General features: G+C 59.2%; 17 protein-coding genes and 1 tRNA gene. 4 read left to right on the forward strand and 14 right to left on the reverse strand.

From position 1 onward, the window contains the following. Window positions 1–64: 64 nt before the first annotated feature. The 5 genes from AAFM15_RS02065 to uvrC all read right to left on the reverse strand — a co-directional run bounded on the left by AAFM15_RS02065 (window position 65) and on the right by uvrC (window position 4,782). Window positions 65–140, reverse strand: a tRNA-Val gene (locus AAFM15_RS02065). A 92-nt stretch (window positions 141–232) separates the two neighbouring features. Then, complete coding sequence (locus tag AAFM15_RS02070; protein ID WP_341685039.1) at window positions 233–1,327, reverse strand: tartrate dehydrogenase; 1,095 nt, start codon at window positions 1,325–1,327, stop codon at window positions 233–235. Between the two features lie 31 nt (window positions 1,328–1,358). Beyond that, complete coding sequence (locus AAFM15_RS02075; RefSeq protein WP_341685040.1) at window positions 1,359–2,231, reverse strand: DMT family transporter; 873 nt, start codon at window positions 2,229–2,231, stop codon at window positions 1,359–1,361. A gap of 32 nt (window positions 2,232–2,263) precedes the next feature. Continuing rightward, window positions 2,264–2,833, reverse strand: coding sequence for a CDP-diacylglycerol--glycerol-3-phosphate 3-phosphatidyltransferase (gene pgsA / locus AAFM15_RS02080; protein ID WP_341685041.1), 570 nt, complete (start codon window positions 2,831–2,833; stop codon window positions 2,264–2,266). Window positions 2,834–2,853: 20 nt separating this feature from the next. Beyond that, window positions 2,854–4,782, reverse strand: a complete 1,929-nt coding sequence (gene uvrC / locus AAFM15_RS02085) for an excinuclease ABC subunit UvrC (protein WP_341685042.1) — start codon at window positions 4,780–4,782, stop codon at window positions 2,854–2,856. A 52-nt stretch (window positions 4,783–4,834) separates the two neighbouring features. Between uvrC and earP the strand changes: the two genes are divergently transcribed. The 3 genes from earP (at window position 4,835) to AAFM15_RS02100 (ending at window position 7,506) form a co-directional block, all read left to right on the forward strand. Next, the gene (earP, locus tag AAFM15_RS02090; protein WP_341685128.1) at window positions 4,835–5,929 is read left to right on the forward strand and encodes an elongation factor P maturation arginine rhamnosyltransferase EarP; all 1,095 of its coding nucleotides are present in this window, start codon (window positions 4,835–4,837) and stop codon (window positions 5,927–5,929) included. Window positions 5,930–5,989: 60 nt separating this feature from the next. Next, window positions 5,990–6,544: an elongation factor P gene (gene efp / locus AAFM15_RS02095; protein ID WP_341685043.1), complete on the forward strand. Its 555-nt coding sequence runs from the start codon at window positions 5,990–5,992 to the stop codon at window positions 6,542–6,544. A gap of 68 nt (window positions 6,545–6,612) precedes the next feature. Beyond that, the gene (locus AAFM15_RS02100) at window positions 6,613–7,506 is read left to right on the forward strand and encodes a TIGR00730 family Rossman fold protein (protein ID WP_341685044.1); all 894 of its coding nucleotides are present in this window, start codon (window positions 6,613–6,615) and stop codon (window positions 7,504–7,506) included. Here AAFM15_RS02100 and AAFM15_RS02105 read toward each other — a convergent pair. The 8 genes from AAFM15_RS02105 to AAFM15_RS02140 are packed head-to-tail and all read right to left on the reverse strand — an operon-like array spanning window position 7,500 to window position 16,703. Beyond that, entirely contained in the window at window positions 7,500–8,885 is a 1,386-nt protein-coding gene (locus AAFM15_RS02105) for a DNA recombination protein RmuC (RefSeq protein ID WP_371833069.1), read from the reverse strand. The two genes, AAFM15_RS02100 and AAFM15_RS02105, sit on opposite strands and share 7 nt — an antisense overlap. 37 nt (window positions 8,886–8,922) lie before the next feature. After that, window positions 8,923–10,344: a sodium:proton antiporter gene (locus tag AAFM15_RS02110; protein WP_341685046.1), complete on the reverse strand. Its 1,422-nt coding sequence runs from the start codon at window positions 10,342–10,344 to the stop codon at window positions 8,923–8,925. A gap of 59 nt (window positions 10,345–10,403) precedes the next feature. Beyond that, complete coding sequence (pncB, locus tag AAFM15_RS02115; RefSeq protein ID WP_341685047.1) at window positions 10,404–11,588, reverse strand: nicotinate phosphoribosyltransferase; 1,185 nt, start codon at window positions 11,586–11,588, stop codon at window positions 10,404–10,406. A 41-nt stretch (window positions 11,589–11,629) separates the two neighbouring features. Then, window positions 11,630–12,310, reverse strand: coding sequence for an ATP-binding cassette domain-containing protein (locus AAFM15_RS02120; RefSeq protein WP_341685048.1), 681 nt, complete (start codon window positions 12,308–12,310; stop codon window positions 11,630–11,632). After that, on the reverse strand, window positions 12,303–13,103 hold the full coding sequence (locus AAFM15_RS02125; RefSeq protein WP_341685049.1) for an ATP-binding cassette domain-containing protein: 801 nt from the start codon (window positions 13,101–13,103) through the stop codon (window positions 12,303–12,305). The genes AAFM15_RS02120 and AAFM15_RS02125 overlap by 8 nt, the downstream gene beginning before the upstream one ends. After that, window positions 13,096–14,958 (reverse strand): ABC transporter permease, encoded by a 1,863-nt coding sequence (locus AAFM15_RS02130; RefSeq protein WP_341685050.1) that lies wholly within the window; start codon window positions 14,956–14,958, stop codon window positions 13,096–13,098. The genes AAFM15_RS02125 and AAFM15_RS02130 overlap by 8 nt, the downstream gene beginning before the upstream one ends. A gap of 21 nt (window positions 14,959–14,979) precedes the next feature. Next, entirely contained in the window at window positions 14,980–15,720 is a 741-nt protein-coding gene (locus AAFM15_RS02135; protein ID WP_341685051.1) for a nitroreductase, read from the reverse strand. Between the two features lie 41 nt (window positions 15,721–15,761). Continuing rightward, a complete protein-coding gene (locus AAFM15_RS02140) occupies window positions 15,762–16,703 on the reverse strand; it encodes a histone deacetylase (RefSeq protein WP_341685129.1) in 942 nt (313 codons plus the stop codon). Between the two features lie 173 nt (window positions 16,704–16,876). Here AAFM15_RS02140 and AAFM15_RS02145 point away from each other — a divergent pair, with 173 nt between their 5' ends. Beyond that, window positions 16,877–17,416, forward strand: a complete 540-nt coding sequence (locus AAFM15_RS02145; RefSeq protein WP_341685052.1) for a phasin family protein — start codon at window positions 16,877–16,879, stop codon at window positions 17,414–17,416. 111 nt (window positions 17,417–17,527) lie between these two features. On the opposite strand, the gene AAFM15_RS02150 is transcribed toward AAFM15_RS02145, so the two are convergent. After that, window positions 17,528–18,463: a patatin-like phospholipase family protein gene (locus tag AAFM15_RS02150; protein WP_341685053.1), complete on the reverse strand. Its 936-nt coding sequence runs from the start codon at window positions 18,461–18,463 to the stop codon at window positions 17,528–17,530. Window positions 18,464–18,521: the final 58 nt, after the last annotated feature.

Below are 18,521 nucleotides of genomic sequence, written 5' to 3' on the forward strand. Positions count from 1 at the left end.
TGGCTGTCTCTCGGTTTTCAAACAAAAAAGGCGAACACCGTGGTTCGCCTTTGTGCGGAGGGGGTGGTGGGTGCTGAGGGGCTCGAACCCCCGACCTACGCCTTGTAAGGGCGCCGCTCTACCAACTGAGCTAAGCACCCCTCCTTCAACTCTGCAATCAATTCAGTGCATCAGTCCAGAGATTTTAGCGGCGAAAACGCCCCATCCTTGACGTTGGTCGATATTTACCTGCTCAGGCAGCGGCAATCGCCTGTTCCAATGCCCTGCCCAGGTCCTGGGTACCAGCTGTACCACCCAGGTCGGGGGTACGAGGGGCTCCACTTCCGGGGCTCAGAACAGCCTCGATGGCTTGGAGCATGCAGTCATGCGCCGCTTTGTGGCCCAGAAACTCCAACATCATGGCGCCCGACCAGACCTGCCCAATGGGGTTGGCAATACCTTTGCCCGCGATATCGGGTGCCGAGCCGTGCACGGGCTCGAACAAGGACGGGAACTTACGATCCGGGTTGAGGTTGGCACTGGGCGCAATGCCGATCGTGCCTGTACAGGCCGGCCCCAGATCCGACAGGATGTCGCCAAACAGATTGCTGGCCACCACCACATCGAAAAAGTCTGGACGTTGTACAAAGTGCGCGGTCAGGATGTCGATGTGAAATTTGTCCACATTGATGCCAGGGTAGGCTTTCGCCATTTCTGCCACGCGCTCGTCCCAGTAGGGCATGGTGATGGCGATACCGTTCGATTTGGTGGCGCTGGTCAAATGTTTTTTGGGACGCGATTGAGCGAGCTCGAAAGCAAACTTGAGCACGCGGTCCACACCAACTCGGCTCATCACGGTTTCCTGCATGACAATTTCACGCTCCGTGCCCGGGTACATGCGCCCGCCAATACTCGAGTATTCGCCTTCCGTGTTCTCGCGCACGATGTACATGTCGATCTCACCAGGCTGGCGCGGGCTGCCATCCCGGCGCACCACGGGCGCAATGATGCCCGGCATCAAACGAGCCGGGCGCAGGTTGATGTACTGATCAAACTCGCGGCGGAACATCAACAAAGAGCCCCACAGCGAAACATGGTCTGCGATCTTGTCGGGCCAGCCTACCGCTCCAAAGTAAATGGCATCATGCCCGCCGATCTGGTCCTTCCAGTTATCGGGCAGCATCTTGCTGTGCTTTTCGTAATAGTCCCAGCTGGAAAAATCGAAGTGATCGAAGTGCAAATCGATATTGAATTTGCGTGCAGCCGCCTCCAGTGCGCGCAAGCCTTCGGGCATCACTTCCTTGCCAATGCCGTCGCCTGCAATCACAGCAATGCGATGTCGAGCCATGGAACTACTCCTTGATACTGAATAAATCGCCTCAGCGCGGCTTGGCGGGTCTGACCACCAAGCTCACCCCCACTGCCGTAATGGCCGTGCCCAGCAAGGTCAGCGTGGTGATCTGCTCGCCAAACAACACCCAGGCAATAAATGCGGTGGTGGGCGGCACCAGATACATCAAACTGGCCACCGAGGCCGCTGCACCGCGCTGAATCAGCAAGTACAACAAAGACGAGCCGCCCAACGTGAGGCCCAACACGGACCAGGCCATGGCACCCATGAGTTGGCCATTCCATTGCATCCCCTCGGGCTCCAGCCCCGCCAGGGGAATCGTCACTGCAGCTGCCGCTATCAGCTGCACCGTGTTGGCTGTACGAACATCACAGGGTTTGACAAATCGCTTTTGGTAAAGGGTACCCGTCGTGATGGCCAATAAAGCCATCACCGCCCAGGCCATGTTTTGCGGCGTGACATGGTCCAGAGGCGTCCCTTGGACAAATTTGCGTGAGACCACCATCACCAAGCCGACAAATCCCAGCAACAAACCCAACCACTGCCTTCGCGTGACGTGGTGTTGGCCTCCACCCGAGGCCATGGCTGACAACCAAATGGCAGTCAGCACGGGCTGAATACCCACGATCAGCGCCGACAGGCCAGACCCCATCCCGGCTTTCACGGCCGCCCAAACACCGCCCAAATAACCGGCATGCATGAGCACGCCCGTCACCGCCAGGTGCAAAAACTGCTTTCGCTCCATTGGCCAAGCCACTCGGGCGAGCACGATCCAGGGCAAAAAGCAAAGAATGGAAAAGAAATAACGCCAAAGCAGAAATGTGAATGGCGGGGCATAGGGCATGCCGTAACGTGCCACGATGAAGCCCGTGCTCCAGATCAGCACGAAGACAGCAGGCATGGCTTTGATCCACGCCGTGTTTTGGGAGTCTGTCATTGGACGCGTGCGCGAATCTCAGGCAGGGCTTTTTGCATGTAATAAACCATCGACCATACCGTCAAAATAGCAGCGGCCCAGATCAGAACTTCACCCCACAAACGCGAGTCCAGTCCGCCAGGCAGCATGCCGTCATAGAGCAAAAAAGGAATCGCCACCATTTGCACGGTGGTCTTGAGTTTGCCCACCATGTGTACGGCCACGCTCTTGCTGGCGCCAATCTGGGCCATCCATTCACGCAGGCTTGAGATGGCGATCTCACGTCCAATGATGATCAGCGCCACCAGCACGTGAACACGGTTCATGTGCACCAGAATCAAAAGGGATGCACAGACCAGAAACTTATCGGCCACCGGGTCCAGAAAGGCGCCGAAGGCCGAAGTCTGGTTGAGTTTGCGGGCCAGAAAGCCATCCAGCCAGTCAGTGACGGCAAACAGCACAAACATGACTGTGGCAATCAGGTTCTGAGTCGCCGCCAACATGCCTGGCAGGTAATAGACCCCGATGATGAGTGGGATGGCGACGATGCGCGTCCAGGTCAGAATCGTGGGAATGGTGAAAAACATGAGGCAATTGTGCACCAAACTCAATGCAATGCCTGGTAGATGGCCTCGGCCAATTCCTGCGAGATGCCCTCGACCTGTGCCAAATCTTCAACACTGGCCGCCTCCACCCCGCGTACGCCACCAAAACGCTGCAGCAGCCGAGCCCGTTTGCGGGGGCCAATGCCGGGAATTTCCTCGATCTTGCTGCCGCCCACCCGCACCTTGGCGCGCTGCGCCCGCATGCCGGTGATGGCAAAGCGGTGCGCCTCGTCGCGGATCTGCGCCACCAGCATCAGCGCCGCCGAGTCTTTGCCCAGGTAGACCTTCTCACGTCCATCGGCAAACACCAACTCCTCCAGACCGACCTTGCGACCCTCGCCCTTTTCCACGCCCACAATGCGCGATAGGTCCAGCCCCAGGTCGGTGAACACCTCGCGGGCCATGGCCACCTGCCCCTTGCCACCGTCGATCAGCACCAGGTCAGGCATGCGGGCGTTACCGTCGCCGGTTCTCAAAGCCTCGGCCAGCTTGCCGTAGCGGCGCGTCAGCACCTGGCGCATGGCGGCATAGTCGTCACCTCCGGTGATGCCCTCGATGTTGTAGCGCCGGTATTCGCTGCTTTGCATCTTGTGCTGGCGAAACACCACGCAGGACGCCTGTGTCGCTTCGCCCGCCGTGTGCGAAATGTCGAAACACTCGATGTGCAGCTGGTCCAGATCGTCGGGCGCCAGATCGAGCGCTTCGGCCAGCGCACGGGTGCGGGCCTGCTGCGAGCCTTCTTCGGCCAGCAAACGGGCCAACTGCAGCTCGGCGTTTTTCTCGGCCATCTCCAGCCAGGCGCGGCGGTGCTCGCGCGGCTGGTGCACCACGTTGATTTTCACTCCGGTTTGTTCAGTCAAGGCGGCAATCAGCGCTTTGTCTACCGGGGCGCTGAGCACCAGCACCAGCGGCACGGGTACACCGATGTAGTGCTGGGCCAGAAAAGCTTCGAGCACCTGCACATCGACCGGGCGTTCCACCTCGCCCTCCTCCAGGCCTTGCAAAGCCTGGGCATCGTCCACATGCGTTGGGAAGTAGGGCCGATCCCCCAGATGGCGCCCCCCGCGCACCATGGCCAGGTTCACACAGGCGCGGCCGCCCTGCACCCGCACCGCCAGGATGTCGGCATCGGTGTCGGTCACCGTGTCCACCGCCTGCTGGTGCAGCACCTTGGACAGCGCAGCGAGCTGGTTGCGCACTTCGGCCGCCTGCTCGAATTCGAGCTTCTCCGCGTGGTCCATCATGCGCGTTTCCATCTCGCGCATCAGCTCGCGCGTCTCGCCGCGCAAAAACTGCTCGGCGTGCTGCACATCGGCCTTGTAGGCCTCGGGGCTGATCAGGTTGACGCAAGGGCCGGAGCAACGTTTGATCTGGAACAGGAGGCAAGGCCGGGTGCGGTTGGCAAACACCGTGTCCTCGCAAGTGCGCAGCTTGAACACCTTCTGGATCAGCTGGATCGATTCCTTGACCGCCCAGGCGCTGGGGAACGGCCCGAAGTAGCGGTGCTTCTTTTCGACCGCACCCCGGTAATACGCCACACGCGGGTAATGCTGTGCCTCGGGCGCCGTCACCACGGCAGGCAGTGCCACGCGGCCATTGCCCGTGAGCTTGAGGTAGGGGTAACTCTTGTCGTCCCGGAACAGGATGTTGAAGCGCGGGTGCTGGGTCTTGATGAGGTTGTTTTCCAGCAGCAGCGCCTCGGCCTCAGAGCGCACCACCGTGGTCTCCATGCGCACGATCTTGCCGACCATGTGGCCGATGCGCGTGCCACCATGGTCCTTCTGGAAATAGCTCGACACCCGGCGCTTGAGGTTGAGCGCCTTGCCCACGTAGAGCAGCTGGTCCTGCGCGTCAAAGTAGCGGTACACGCCGGGCAAGGCGGGCAGCGCGGCGACTTGCGCAAGTAGAGCTTCATCGTGAGGGCTGGTCATGGTGCGTATTGTCTTTGAAAACAACAACGACAACACCGGCGACAATCGGCCCATGCGACACGGCCAACTCTGGGACATTTTCTGTACCGTCATCGACAACCACGGCGACCTGGGCGTGTGCTGGCGCCTGACGCGCCAGCTGCGCGATGCAGGTCAACGTGTGCGTCTGTGGGTGGACGACGCCTCGGCCCTGACCTGGATGGCCCCCGCCGCTGCTCAAGGCCTGGAGCCTGGCATTGAGCTTCGCGCCTGGACACAAGCTTCAGACCCGCAAGTGTTGGCCACCCTGCCCCCATCCGATGTCTGGATTGAAGCCTTTGGCTGCGAAATTCCACAAGCCTTTGTCGCCCACGGGGCAGCCACCCGCGCTGCGCAAGCTGCGTGGATCAACCTCGAATACCTCAGTGCCGAAAACTGGGTGGGCCGTATGCACCGCTTGCCCTCGCCGGTCATGAGTGGCCCTGCACGGGGCTGGACCAAGCGCTTTTTCTACCCCGGTTTCACTCCGGACACAGGGGGTCTTTTGCGCGAAGTCGACCTGCTCCAGCAGCAACAAAGCTTTGACCGCCGTGCCTGGCGGCATGCACACGCTCCAAAATCAGAGCCCAACGCGCTGCTGCTCAGCTTGTTTTGCTACGAACCCGCAGCGCTGCCCAGCTTGCTCAAGCAACTCGCGGGCACGACGCACCACTTGCTCGTCACCCCTGGTCGCCCATTAGCTGTGGTTCAACAAGCCCTGTCTAGCTGGCCTCAGGCACAAACACGCCCAAGCTGGAGTGCCTTGCCCTACACCGATCAAACCGGCTTTGACCAGATGCTCTGGGCTTGTGACCTGAACTTTGTGCGCGGCGAAGACTCCTTGGTGCGCGCCCTCTGGGCTGGTCAGGCTTTTGTCTGGCACATCTACCCCCAGGACGACCAGGCCCACCATGCCAAGCTCGAAGCCTTTCTGGATTGGCTGCAGGCCCCCGCCAGCCTGCGGCAGTTTCACCACATCTGGAACGGCCTGGAAACAGGAGACCTGCCGCCGCTCACACCGGAAAACCTTGCTCAGTGGGCCGATTGCGCCAGACGCGCACGTCAACGTGTGCTGGAACAGGAAGACCTGTGCAGCCAATTGCGCAGTCTGGCTGGCGAAAAAGGCTAAAATGATGGGTTTCGCACCTGTCACAGGTGCTACCTTTTCCTTTCCCCCACGGAAGCACCTATGAAAACAGCTCAAGAACTCCGCGCCGGCAACGTGATCATGCACGGCAAGGACCCTATGGTCATCCTGCGCACCGAATACCAACGCGGCGGTCGCGGTTCGTCCACCGTGCGCATGAAGCTCAAAAGCCTGATCGCCAACTTCGGCACCGAAGTCGTGTTCAAGGCCGACGACAAGATGGACCAGATCATTCTGGACAAAAAAGAATGCACCTACTCCTACTTTGCTGACCCGATGTACGTGTGCATGGACACCGAATACAACCAGTACGAAGTCGAAGCCGAAAACATGGGCGACGCCCTGAACTACCTCGAAGACGGCATGGAAGTCGAAGTGGTGTTCTACGACGGCAAGGCCATCTCTGTGGAACTGCCCACCAGCGTGGTGCGCGAGATCACCTGGACCGAACCCGCCGTCAAGGGCGACACGTCTGGCAAGGTGCTCAAGCCCGCCAAGATCGCTACTGGCTTTGAAGTGCCCGTGCCCCTGTTCGTGAACCAGGGTGACAAGATCGAAATCGACACCCGCACCGGCGAATACCGCAAGCGCGTCTGACCCGTTCAGCGTCCCATACAAAGGCCCTCTCAGGGCCTTTTTTATTTTCTTTGCCGCACAATGTGCGCATGAAGTCCACACACAACATCCAGGAAAGCGCCCTGCCCGATGCTTGGGCAGAACTTCAATCGCAAGCCAATCATGAGGACCTGATGAAACCGGAGTCCTACCGGCTGGCCTTTGCCGATCCGGAGTTTTTGCTGCGTCGTGAAACCCGGGGTATACGCATGCAGCTGGAACTGCTCAAACCCGATCTGGCCCAAAACAAAGTGGGCATTGAACACACCATCGTGGTCTTTGGCAGTGCGCGGTTTGTGGATCGCGAGCAGGCACAGGCCCAGTTTCAAGCCGCTCAAGCCAGTGGCGACCCCACGGCGCTTGCCCGTGCTCGCCTGGCCTTGCAAAACGCCGAGCACTACGAACATGCCCGCGAATTTGCCAAACTGGTGGCTCTCAACAGCGCCGGGCACCGCGAAGCTGACAAACTCTTCATTTGTACAGGGGGCGGTCCCGGCATCATGGAGGCCGCCAACCGCGGCGCGCAAGAAGCGGGTGTCCCCTCAGTAGCGCTGAACATCGTGCTGCCCCACGAGCAAAGCGCCAACCCCTATGTCACACCTGAACTGAGTTTCAAATTCCACTACTTTGCGATACGCAAAATGCATTTCATGATGCGAGCCAAAGCCTTGGTGGCTTTCCCGGGCGGTTTTGGCACACTGGACGAGTTGTTTGAAGTGCTCACACTGGTACAAACGGGCAAGGCCAAACCTGTGCCCATTTTGCTGTTTGGAAGCGCTTACTGGAAGCGGCTGATCAACCTGGAAGTGCTGGTGGAGTCCGGCACCATCAGCGCTGAAGATCTGGAGATCTTCAGCTATGTCGACACTCCCGAAGATGCCTGGCGCACCATCTGTGAGTTTTACTGCCTGCCCACAGCCAAGGAAAACTTCTGCCCCTACTGAGCGCCTGACTGAAGGCGATCAAGATCGCCTTCTTCACGCCCCGGCAGCAGACTTTGAGCCTGATCATCAGGCAAAGCATCAACCTGGCGCAGCGCGCGGTTCATCACATTCGTACGCGTCTGCGCCTGATCGAGCGTATTGAGCACGGTCTGCGTCTGGTTGCGCACCTTCGCCAGCACGTCGCCAAATTTGCCAAACTCGGTCTTGACTGCACCCAGCACCTGCCAGACCTCGCTGCTGCGCTTTTCAAGGGCCAGTGTGCGAAAGCCCATCTGCAGCGAGTTGAGCATGGCCAACAGCGTGGTTGGCCCTGCCAGCGTGACGCGGTGCTCGCGCTGCAACAGCTCCATCAGGCCGGGGCGGCGCAGCACCTCGGCGTACAGGCCTTCGGTGGGCAGGAACATCACCGCAAAGTCGGTGGTATGCGGCGGCTCCAGGTATTTGTCAGCAATCGACTTGGCTTCGAGTTTGACGCGTGCTTCCAGCGCGCGGGCGGCCAGTTCGGCGGCAGCCGCGTCTGCCCTGCCCTGCGCGTCCAGCAGGCGCTCGTAATCTTCGTTCGGAAATTTGGCGTCAATCGGCAGCCAGACGGGCTGGCCGTCGTCGCTGCGGCCCGGCAGGCGGATGGCAAAGTCCACCCGATTCTTGTCGCCCGGACGCGTGGCTACCTGAGTGGCGTACTGTTCGGGTGCGAGCACCTGCTCAAGCAAGGCGCCGAGCTGCGCCTCACCGAACATGCCGCGCGTCTTGACGTTAGTCAGCAGGTGCTTGAGATCGCCTACACCTTGGGCCAGTGAATGCATTTCGCCCAGGCCCTTGTGGACCTGCTCCAGCCGCTCGGCCACTTGCTTGAAGCTCTCGCCCAAGCGTGCCTGCAGTGTGGCCTGCAGTTTTTCGTCCACCGTCTGACGCATCTCGTCGAGCTTGGCGTTGTTGCTTTGCTGCAGCTGAGCCAGCTGGGTTTCCATGGTGGTTCGCATCTCGGTCAACCGACGCGCATTGGTCTCGCTGAGCATTTGCACTTGATGTGCCAAACTGTCCAGAAGGTTTTTCTGCAGCAATGCCACTTGCTGCGCCAAGGCATCGATTTGCTGATTTTGCGTGCGCGTGGTCTCAGCACCTTGCTGCAGCAGACTTTGCTGAAACAGCGTCAAGGTCTGCATGTTTTCCTGGCGAGAGTTGACTGCTGTCAAACTCACCTCTGCGCGCAACTCGCGCTCAAGTCGCTCGTTTTGAGACTGAAGAGCACTTTGCAGTTGTTGCAGCTGCTGCTCAACAGGTTGCAGATCAACATTTGCGGATCGGCGCAACACCAGCAAGACCCCTGCCCACAACATCAGCAGGAGCAAGGCCAAACCTCCCCAAAGGGCCCAATCCATCATGAGCGATGCCCTTTGGAAAAGAGGCTGGCGGGCATCAGATGAACCAGATGAGCGTCATGATGATGAACAAGGGCACCAGAATCGCCCCAGACCACAGCAAATAGCCAAAGAAGCTGGGCATCTTGATGCCACGGTCTTCCGCAATGGCTTTCACCATCAGGTTTGGCGCGTTACCGATGTAGCTGTTGGCCCCCATGAACACCGCACCCGCTGAAATGGCAGCCAGGGTGCTGGCACCTGCGGTCATGAGCATCTGGGCATCACCGCCAGCTGTGTTGAAAAACACCAGATAGGTGGGTGCGTTGTCCAGGAAAGAGCTGAGTGCGCCAGTGACCCAGAAATACATCATGTTGTTGGGCGAGCCATCAGCATTGGTCACTGCCGACACCACCGCACCAAACGGGCCGTTTGCGCCTGCTTTAAGCATGGCGATCACCGGAATGATGGTCAGGAAAATACCAGCAAACAACTTGGCCACTTCCTGCATCGGGCCCCAGGAGAACTGGTTGCTTTCATGCACCAGTGCAGGCGTCAACTTCAGCGAGAGCAAGGTCACCAGCACCAGGCCCAGATCACGCAGCACGCCTGGCAAGCCCATATGAGCACCGGCTACTTCAAAGTGAATATCGGATTTCCAGAATCCGCTCATCAACACCAGCCCCATCACGACCAGGAGCAAGGCAAAGTTGAAGCCCCCGTCAAAACCAATGCGTCGGGTGTCGGGCGTGGGGTCGCGAGGCATGACCTCTTCCTTGTGGTGATAAAACCACCAGTCCAATGCATAGAAAATGGCCAGCAGGGACCCCACCAGGAAAAGGGTCTCGGGGAAAATGTGACTGACTGTCCAGAAGAAATCCACGCCCTTGAGGAAACCCAGAAACAATGGTGGATCGCCCAGCGGTGTGAGGGAGCCACCAGCGTTGGACACGATAAAGATAAAGAACACCACCACGTGAGCCACATGTTTGCGGTTGTCGTTGGCACGAATCAGCGGGCGAATGAGCAGCATCGAAGCCCCAGTGGTCCCCATGAAACTGGCCAGCACAGCACCGATCCCCAAAATACTCACATTGAGCAAGGGCGAACCGTGCAGGTTACCTCGAATGTAAATACCGCCCGAGACGGTATACAAGGCAGTCAGCAACACAATGAAGGGGATGTACTCAGCCACCAGAGCATGTACAAAGTTGGAAGCCGCCTCCCCAGCGCCAAACACGACTGCAAAAGGCAACAAAAAGGCCAAAGCCCAGGCTGCTGCTACTTTGCCGAAATGATGGTGCCAAAAGTGCGGGACCAACAATGGCATCAAGGCAATCGAGAGCAAAATACCCGCAAAGGGCACACCCCAAAGAACAGACAGCTGTGCACCGTCAAATTCACTGGCATGCGCCAAACCCGGCAGCATACTCAGCAGCATGGCCGCCATGGGCCACGCGAGTGGTCGCAGATTGAACATGGGTACTCCTCCAGTGTATGAATAACTTCTAGGAACCCGATCTTAAGGGCTGATGAAAATCAGCCATTCTGGTCGAGCTCAAAAACCTGACGCAGATACGCCAGATATTTTTCATCTTCGCACATGCCTTTGCCCGGCGAATCTGACAGTTTGGCCACAGGCTGCCCGTTGCATCGGGTCATCTTGATGACAATTTGCAGTGGATCGTAGCCCAGATCGTTGGTCAGATTTGTGCCCACCCCAAAGGCCAGCTGGCAGCGACCATGGAACTGTTTGAACAACTCAATGGTGCGTGGAATGGTCAGCCCATCACTCCAGATCAGGGTCTTGGTCCGCGGATCCACACGGTTTCGCCGATAGTGCTCGATCATGCCCTCGCCCCAGGCAAACGGGTCGCCGCTGTCATGACGAGCACCATCAAACAGTTTGCAAAAGTACATGTCAAAGTCGCGCAAAAAGGCTTTGAATCCGTACACATCACTCAGGGCGATGCCCAGGTCGCCCCGGTACTCGCGCGCCCAGGACTCAAACGCGAACACCTGGCTGTCACGCAGGCGAGGCCCCAGAGCCTGACAGGCTTGCAGGTATTCGTGCGCCATGGTCCCCAAAGGGGTCAAACCCAGCATGTGCGCGAAGTACACATTGCTGGTGCCAGCAAACTGGCCAGTCGGCCCTGTGCCCAGACGGTCAGACAAAACACGCAAAACTTCTTCATGCCATGCCCGCGAAAAGCGACGACGGGTGCCGTAGTCAGCAATTTTGAGGGCCTGCAAATCAGCGCCCTGAAGTTGCGCAATTTTTTCATCCAGCCGTTGACGTCCATGCATCAAATCAGGCACGCGCTGGGTATTGCGGAAGTACACCTCGTTGACAATGGCCAATACCGGAATCTCGAACAAGATGGTGTGCAGCCAGGGCCCCGAAATGGTGATGTCAATTTCCCCCGTTTGCAAGGGTGTGACGGTGATGTACTTTTCGTTCAGCCGGAACAACCCCAGAAAATCGACAAAATCGCTTTTGATGAAGCGCAACGACGATAAGTAGCGCAGCTCGGAATCTTTGAACGACAAGCTGCACAGGGACCGGATTTCGCTGCGGATCTCGTCCACAAAGGGCGCCAATTGAACGCCCGGATTGCGACACTTGAACTTGTACTCGACCTGCGCACTCGGAAACTGATGCAGCACCACCTGCATCATGGTGAATTTGTAGAGGTCGGTGTCCAGCAGACTGGTAATGATCATGACAGGTACAAGGCCATCCGCTGGCGTACGGACACGGCTGGTTAGGGCTGAGGCTGCAGTTTAACGGATGACCCAGGCACAAGCACTTTCGACAACTGGCCACCACTCATGCGCAACACCTGGTCCGCATAAGGAGACAGAACTTGGTTTTGCTCAGCCACCACAAGCGTCACCCCACGGGCACGCAAATCGAGCAAGGCATCGCGCATGACCTGCACCAGCACAGGTGCAATACCTTCACACGGTTCATCAAGCAGCAACACCTGTGGCGAGGTCATCCAGGTGCGTGCCAGCGCGAGCATTTGCTGCTCTCCTCCACTCATTTGAGACGCAGGACGCTCCATCATCTCGCCCAACACCGGAAACCAGGCCAGGACATCCGACAAACGTTGTCGCGCTTGCTGACGACCTGCGGGCATCACGCCCACCCAGAGGTTCTCGCGTACCGTCAAGGCAGTGAACAACCGCCGGTCTTCCGCCACATATCCAAAGCCGACGCCAGCGCGTGCATGCGCTGGCAGCGCCGTCAAATCCTGCCCCTGCCACAGCAGCTGGCCCTGCGTGTCGGGCAACAAGCCCATCACGCTTTGAATCAAGGTGGACTTGCCTGCCCCATTGAGCCCTTGCAAAACCACCAGCTGACCAGGCAGCACCTCCAGATTCACGTCCCAAAGGGCTTGCGCGTGTCCATGCCATGCACTCCAGTGCCGCAACTCAAGCATGCTGGCCTCCGCGTTGCATCCATCCCTGCAAAGCATCGCCGAGATACGAAGCACGCACCTCGGGGTGCACGGCCACTTCTTGCGGCAAGCCATCGCACACCACACGGCCACGCATCAGCACAATCACCCTGTCTGCCACGCCAAACACGGCATCCATATTGTGTTCTGTATAGAGCACTGCCAGGCCTTGTGCCGCGCAGTCATGCACCAAAGCCATCATCTCGGCACGCTCTTCAGGGCCAAGCCCTGCAGCAGGCTCATCGAGTAAAAGCAATCCTTGCTCGCGTTGGCCTACGGCTTGCAAACCCGCCAGTGCCATAGCCAATTCCAGCCGTTTTTTGGCGCCATAAGCCAAACCCTGCACTCTCGCTTGGGCATGCGAAAACAAACCCACTTGCGTGAGCAAAGCCAGTGCAGGTGCAACCAGCTGCTCGTCGAGCCGATCCGCCCAGCTCAAGCCCTGTGGCGCCTTCAAACACAGCTGTAGGCTTTGCTGCACCGTCAAGGCTTCAAACAATTGAGCAACCTGAAAGGTCCTCGCCACCCCTTGCTGCAGGCGCTCATGCGGCGCCAAATGCAGCAGGGACTGACTGCGCCAGCTCACCTGCCCTTGCCTGACCTTCTGTTGTCCGGCAAGCGCAGCAAAGCACGTCGATTTCCCTGCGCCATTAGGCCCGATCAGGGCCACGCACTGCCCGGGGGCAACCTCAAAGCCGACATCATCGAGCGCGCGAACGCCGCCATAGCTGTGGCTCAGCCCTTGCACGCGCAATCCAACTGACCGCTCAGTCATGCGCGCTCCCCAGCGACAAGCGCCGCCAGCGCAAACCCATCACCCCTTGGGGAGCCAACAGCATGACCGCCACAATCAAGGCGCCCAACAAGCCACGCCAATATGCCCATGTTTGCGAGAGCTCTGCAGACGCCAAGGTCAACAAACCGCTGCCCAGCCAGGCTCCGGCCCATTGGTGCACACCTCCCAGCAATATCACAAGCAGGGCATCAACCGAGGTAGATACAGAGGCCACTGCAGGAAAGAGAGCACCTTTGAAGCTGGCAAACATGGCCCCTGCAACACCCGCTACCGAGGCACTGAGCACAAAGACCTGATAACGCATACGCTGAACGCGCAGGCCACTGGCCTGGGCCCGCAAAGGCGCATCGCGCAAGGCCTGCAGTCCAGCGCCCATGCTCGAGCGCACCCAGCGGCGCATGAGCCATATGCTGGCCAAAGCCAGCATCAGCAAAACAAGGTCTGCGATGCTGCGGTTGGCTGGCGTCACAAGCTGCAAACCAATCAGGCCGTTGTCGCCCCCCGTCAGTTCGGTCCACTGCGAAGCCAAGGCCCAGACAGACTGGGCCAAGGCCAGGGACAACATGGCCCAATACACGCCGCTGCTGCGCCGCATCAACCCGCCGAACGCAGCTGCAAAGGCCGCAGCCACCACCCCGCCCAAAAGCCAGGCCCACAGCCAAGGCCAAGCCGCATGCAGATGCGACAGCGCCGCCGCATAGGCCCCCAGTGCGAAAAACGCCGCGTGCCCGAAACTGACGAGTCCGCCAAGCGCCATCATGATTTGCAGGCTCCAGCCAAAGAGCATCAGCACCAAGACGTCTTCGAACAAGCTGCGCCCATAGTCCCCACCCTGCCACCAGCTCCACAGAGACAGCAGCAATACGCCTGTTACCCAGAGCGTCAGGCCCCAGGAGGCAGGCCGAAGTTCAAACACCTGCGCCTCTTCGACAGCATCTTGCGACATGCGCGAGCGGGCCAGCCCTTGTGGTCGCCAGATCAGAACCACCGCCATGGTCAAGAAAACCAGCACCAACGTGGCTTGCGGGAAAAAAGTCACCCCCAAGGCGTGAATCAGGCCAATCAACACGGCTGCAGCATAGGCCCCGCCAATGCTGCCCAGGCCGCCTGTCACCACCACGACAAAGGTCTCGACGACGATTTGCATGTCCATCTGCAAATTCGCGGGTTCCCTGGGCAACTGCAATGCACCCGCAAGCCCTGCCAAAGCACAACCGAGCACCACCACGCCCAGCATCAGGGGGGCAGGCCGCACCCCCAAAGCAGACAACATGGCAGCATCTTGTGTGGCTGCGCGCACACGTTGGCCCCAGAGGCTTTGTTTGAGCAAGACATGCAATCCCAACCACACCAGGGGTCCGAGTACCATCATCAGCAATTGCCAACTCGGGAAATAGGCCTCTCCGAGCGCCAAGGCGCCTTCCAGTCCCGGAAAACGTGGCGCAAACACTTCCTCCACGCCAAACACTGCCTGCATCGCGTCATGCATCAGGAGCGTCAGACCAAATGTGGCCAGCAGAGGATACAAGTGCGGCACACCGCGCATGCGACGCAAGACCAACAACTCCATCAGAGCGCCCGCGATTGCTGACGCTGCTGCTCCTGCCAGCATGGCCAGCAAATACCCCCAGACCGAAGGCTCATACAGCTCAAACCAGCCCGTCACTGCATGCGCTGCCACCAGCGCGCCCAGCATGAAGAAACTGCCGTGCGCAAAATTGACCACACGGGTGACGCCAAAAATCAGCGTCAGCCCTGCGGCCATCAAAAACAAAGTGGTGGCATGACTCAGCCCGTTGAGCAGCTGAATCGCCAGGCTATCCAAACCGGGCATGAAGTCCTTAGCGTAAAGCGCTTATTCCACCCAGTGGGTAAAAGCCGTGGCCGGTTCGCGCTCGGTTTCGAAGGTGTTGACCAGCGCCGAGGTATCGGCATAGCCCAAAGCCATGCCACACACCAGCATTTCCTGCTCCTGAGCACCGACAAAAGGCAGGATGATGTTGGCAAAATTGTTCCAGGCCGCTTGCGGGCAGGTGTGCAGGCCACGGGCACGCGCTGCCAGCATGACGTTTTGCAGGAACATGCCGTAGTCCAGCAAACTGCCACGGCCCATGACCTTGTCGATGGTGAACATCAAACCCACCGGCGCATCAAAAAACTTGAAGTTGCGCTGGTGCTGTTCGTGCATGCGCGCCTTGTCGCCCTTGCCGATACCCAACACACCATACAAGCCAAAACCGCAGGCCCTGCGGCGGTCGATATAGGGGCTCACCCACTGCTGGGGATAGTAGTCGTAAGCCTCGGCATATTGCGCAGCCAGGCCAGGGTCTGCCGTGACGGCGTCGTGGGCTGCGCAGACTTTTTGCACCAACTCGTCGCGACGCGCGCCCTGCAGCACATAGACCTTCCAGGGCTGGGTGTTGGTGCCGCTGGGCGCACGACCGGCCACTTGCAGCAAGTCCATGATGACATCGCGATCGACCGGGCGGCTTTCAAAAGCGCGCGCCGAAAAACGACTGAGCATGGCCGCATCCACGCTGGATGGATCAGCTACGGCAGTCTGCACTTGAGATTGAGGCAAAGCGGGTTGGGTCATGCCAAGGTCTCCGTCAAAGGTTTGAGTTTCTTGTGGCCGTCTTAAGCAAACTGGCGACTGGCCTTATTTTGCCAGCGTTGCCAGGATGAAAAGGCAACCTGCCAGGTCTGCACCTGCACAGCCACAGTGGTTTCAATCTGTCGGCCATAGCCCCCACCCATGCAAAACGCCACCGGCAAACGGTGCTCCCAAGCCCAGTCGAACACGCGCTGATCACGTTCTCGCATCCCTTCGCTGCTGACCTTCAGCCGCCCCAGCCTGTCACCCTCATGGGGGTCTGCACCGGCCAGATAAAACACAAACTGTGGCTGGAAGCGTGACCACATTTGCGCCAATGCCTCGTCCACCGCGGCCAAGTAGTGCTTATCTGTGCACCCATCGGGCAAGCCTATGTCCAAGTCGCTGTCGACCTTCCGAAAAGGAAAATTCTTCTCGGCATGGATCGACAGCGTAAACACGCTGGGGTCCGTGGCAAAAATACTGGCCGTGCCATTGCCCTGGTGCACATCCAGATCAACAATACCCACTTTGAGTACCTCCCGGCTGTGACGGGCATGCTCGGCCTGCATCAAACGAGCAGCTACCGCCAGGTCGTTGAACACGCAAAACCCACCCCCGCGCTCGGCGCTGGCATGGTGCGTGCCCCCAGCCAGGCTGCCGGCCAGCCCTTGGCTGCTCGCCGCTCTGGCGGCAGCAATGGTGCCCCCCACGCTGCGCACGGCCCGTTCGGCCATCTGCACAGACCAGGGAAAGCCTATTTCGCGTTGAATGTCATGAGCCAGCGTGCCCTCTGCCACTGCACGAATGTAAGCCGGGGTGTGCGCCAGGGCCAATTCGCCCACAGACGCTGCAGGAGCCTCGCCCCACTCCAGGCCGGGCAGTGCAAGCGCCAAGGCGTCGCGCAACAGACGGTACTTGGCCATGGGAAAGCGGTGCCCCTCGGGCAAAGGTAAAACAAAGTGGTCGGCGTAGAAGGCTTGCATGTCAGATTGAAGGCGAGTGGACATTTTAGAAAGTCCTCTCTAAAGCGCCCGCAAAGCCTTGCAATCCCCATTCAGGCCCCTATACTTCTAGTCATGCTGCACTGCAACATGCTGTATCGGCCCTCAGGCCAGTTTCAGCGCAGTCCCTTGAACCTTAACTTTTGGAGATTCACATGATGACCGCTGAACAAATCGCCGCTTCCAACAAAGCCAACATGGAAACCCTGTTTGGCCTGACCGCCAAAGCCTTCGAAGGCGTGGAAAAACTGGTCGACCTGAACATGACCGCCGCCAAGGCTGCCCTGGGCGAATCCGCACAGAACACCCAAGCCGCCATGAGCGTGAAAGACGCCCAGGAACTGCTGGCCCTGCAAGCCGCCCTCTTCCAGCCTCTGGCCGAGAAGACCGCTGCCTACAGCCGTCACCTGTACGACATTGCCTCCAACACCGGCAACGAATTCACCAAGGCTTTCGAAGCCCAAGCTGCTGTGGCCCAGAAACAGTTCGCTTCCATGATGGACACCGCGACCCAAAACGCCCCCGCTGGCTCCGAGTCCGCTGTGGCCATGATGAAGAGCGCCGTGACCGCTGCCAACAACGCTTTCGAATCCGTGCAAAAAGCCGTCAAGCAAGCTTCTGACCTGGCCGAGTCCAACTTCGCCGCCATGAGCCAAACCGCTTCTGGCGTTGCCAAGACCAGCAAAAAGCGCTGATCGACGAACCAGTTGTCTCCTCGGATCCTTTCGAAATCAGATTTCAGGGATCCATTTACAGGGCTGATCGCAAGATCAGCCCTTTTTTTTGTCTCTCACTTCAGCGTTTCTTCAGCGTTTGAGTGCAAGCAGTTTTTCGCGCAACTTGGGCAAGGCCACCAGCATGGCTTGACGACCTTGTTCGATCGAGCGCTCACGCGAAGCAAAGTCCGCACTGCCCACACCATTGAGCGAGGGCTGCACCACCACGTCGGCCTGGCGCAAGGCCAGTGCGTTGATTCTGCGTCCCATGATGGTGAAGGTCTGCAGCAAAATTTTGAAAACATCGCCCGTTTCGCCTGATTGCGGGTCGCTCGAAATGTCCACAGCAATCACAAAATTGGCCCCCATCTGCCGGGCTTGTTGCACCGGCACGGGCGCCACCAGCCCGCCGTCAACGTACTCTCGTTCACCGATTTTTACCGGCAGGAAGACGCCCGGTACGGCGCTGGACGCGCGCACGGCAGTGCCCGTGTTGCCACGTCGAAACACCACCGCATCGCCCGTGCGCAAATCGGTCGCCACAATGCCCAAAGGCAAGGACATGTTTTCAATCTGGCGGCCCTGCACTTGCTGGTTGACGTATTGCGCCAGCGCATCACCTTTGAGCGCTCCCCGGTTGAACAGCGGCAGGACCCAATCGGTGATGGCTGCTTCCTGCATGGCAACCGCCACCTGCCTGAGCTGAGCGCCACTCATGCCACTGGCGTACAAGGCAGCCACCAGACTACCGGCTGAGGTGCCTGCCACATACTGCGGGCGAATGCCTGCCTCTTCCAGCACCTGAATCACGCCTACATGCGCAAACCCTCGCGCAGCCCCCCCGCCCAGGGCCAAGCCAATGCGCACCTCATCTCCAGCGGGCAACGGGGTCACGGCTTCCCCGACCTCAGAGCGGGGCAGTTTGGGACTGCTGGCGCAACCGACCAGTAAAGCGACCCAAAGGAGCAAGCCCAGCCAGCGCATCGAGCGCCGACCGGAGCGTAAAACATCAGAAAAAACTGGCATGGGCAACACACTCACAATCTTCAAGACTGCGTATTTTGACGTGGGTGGCCCTGCCCCG

This window comes from Limnohabitans sp., assembly GCF_038134685.1.
Taxonomy (GTDB): domain Bacteria; phylum Pseudomonadota; class Gammaproteobacteria; order Burkholderiales; family Burkholderiaceae_C; genus Limnohabitans_A.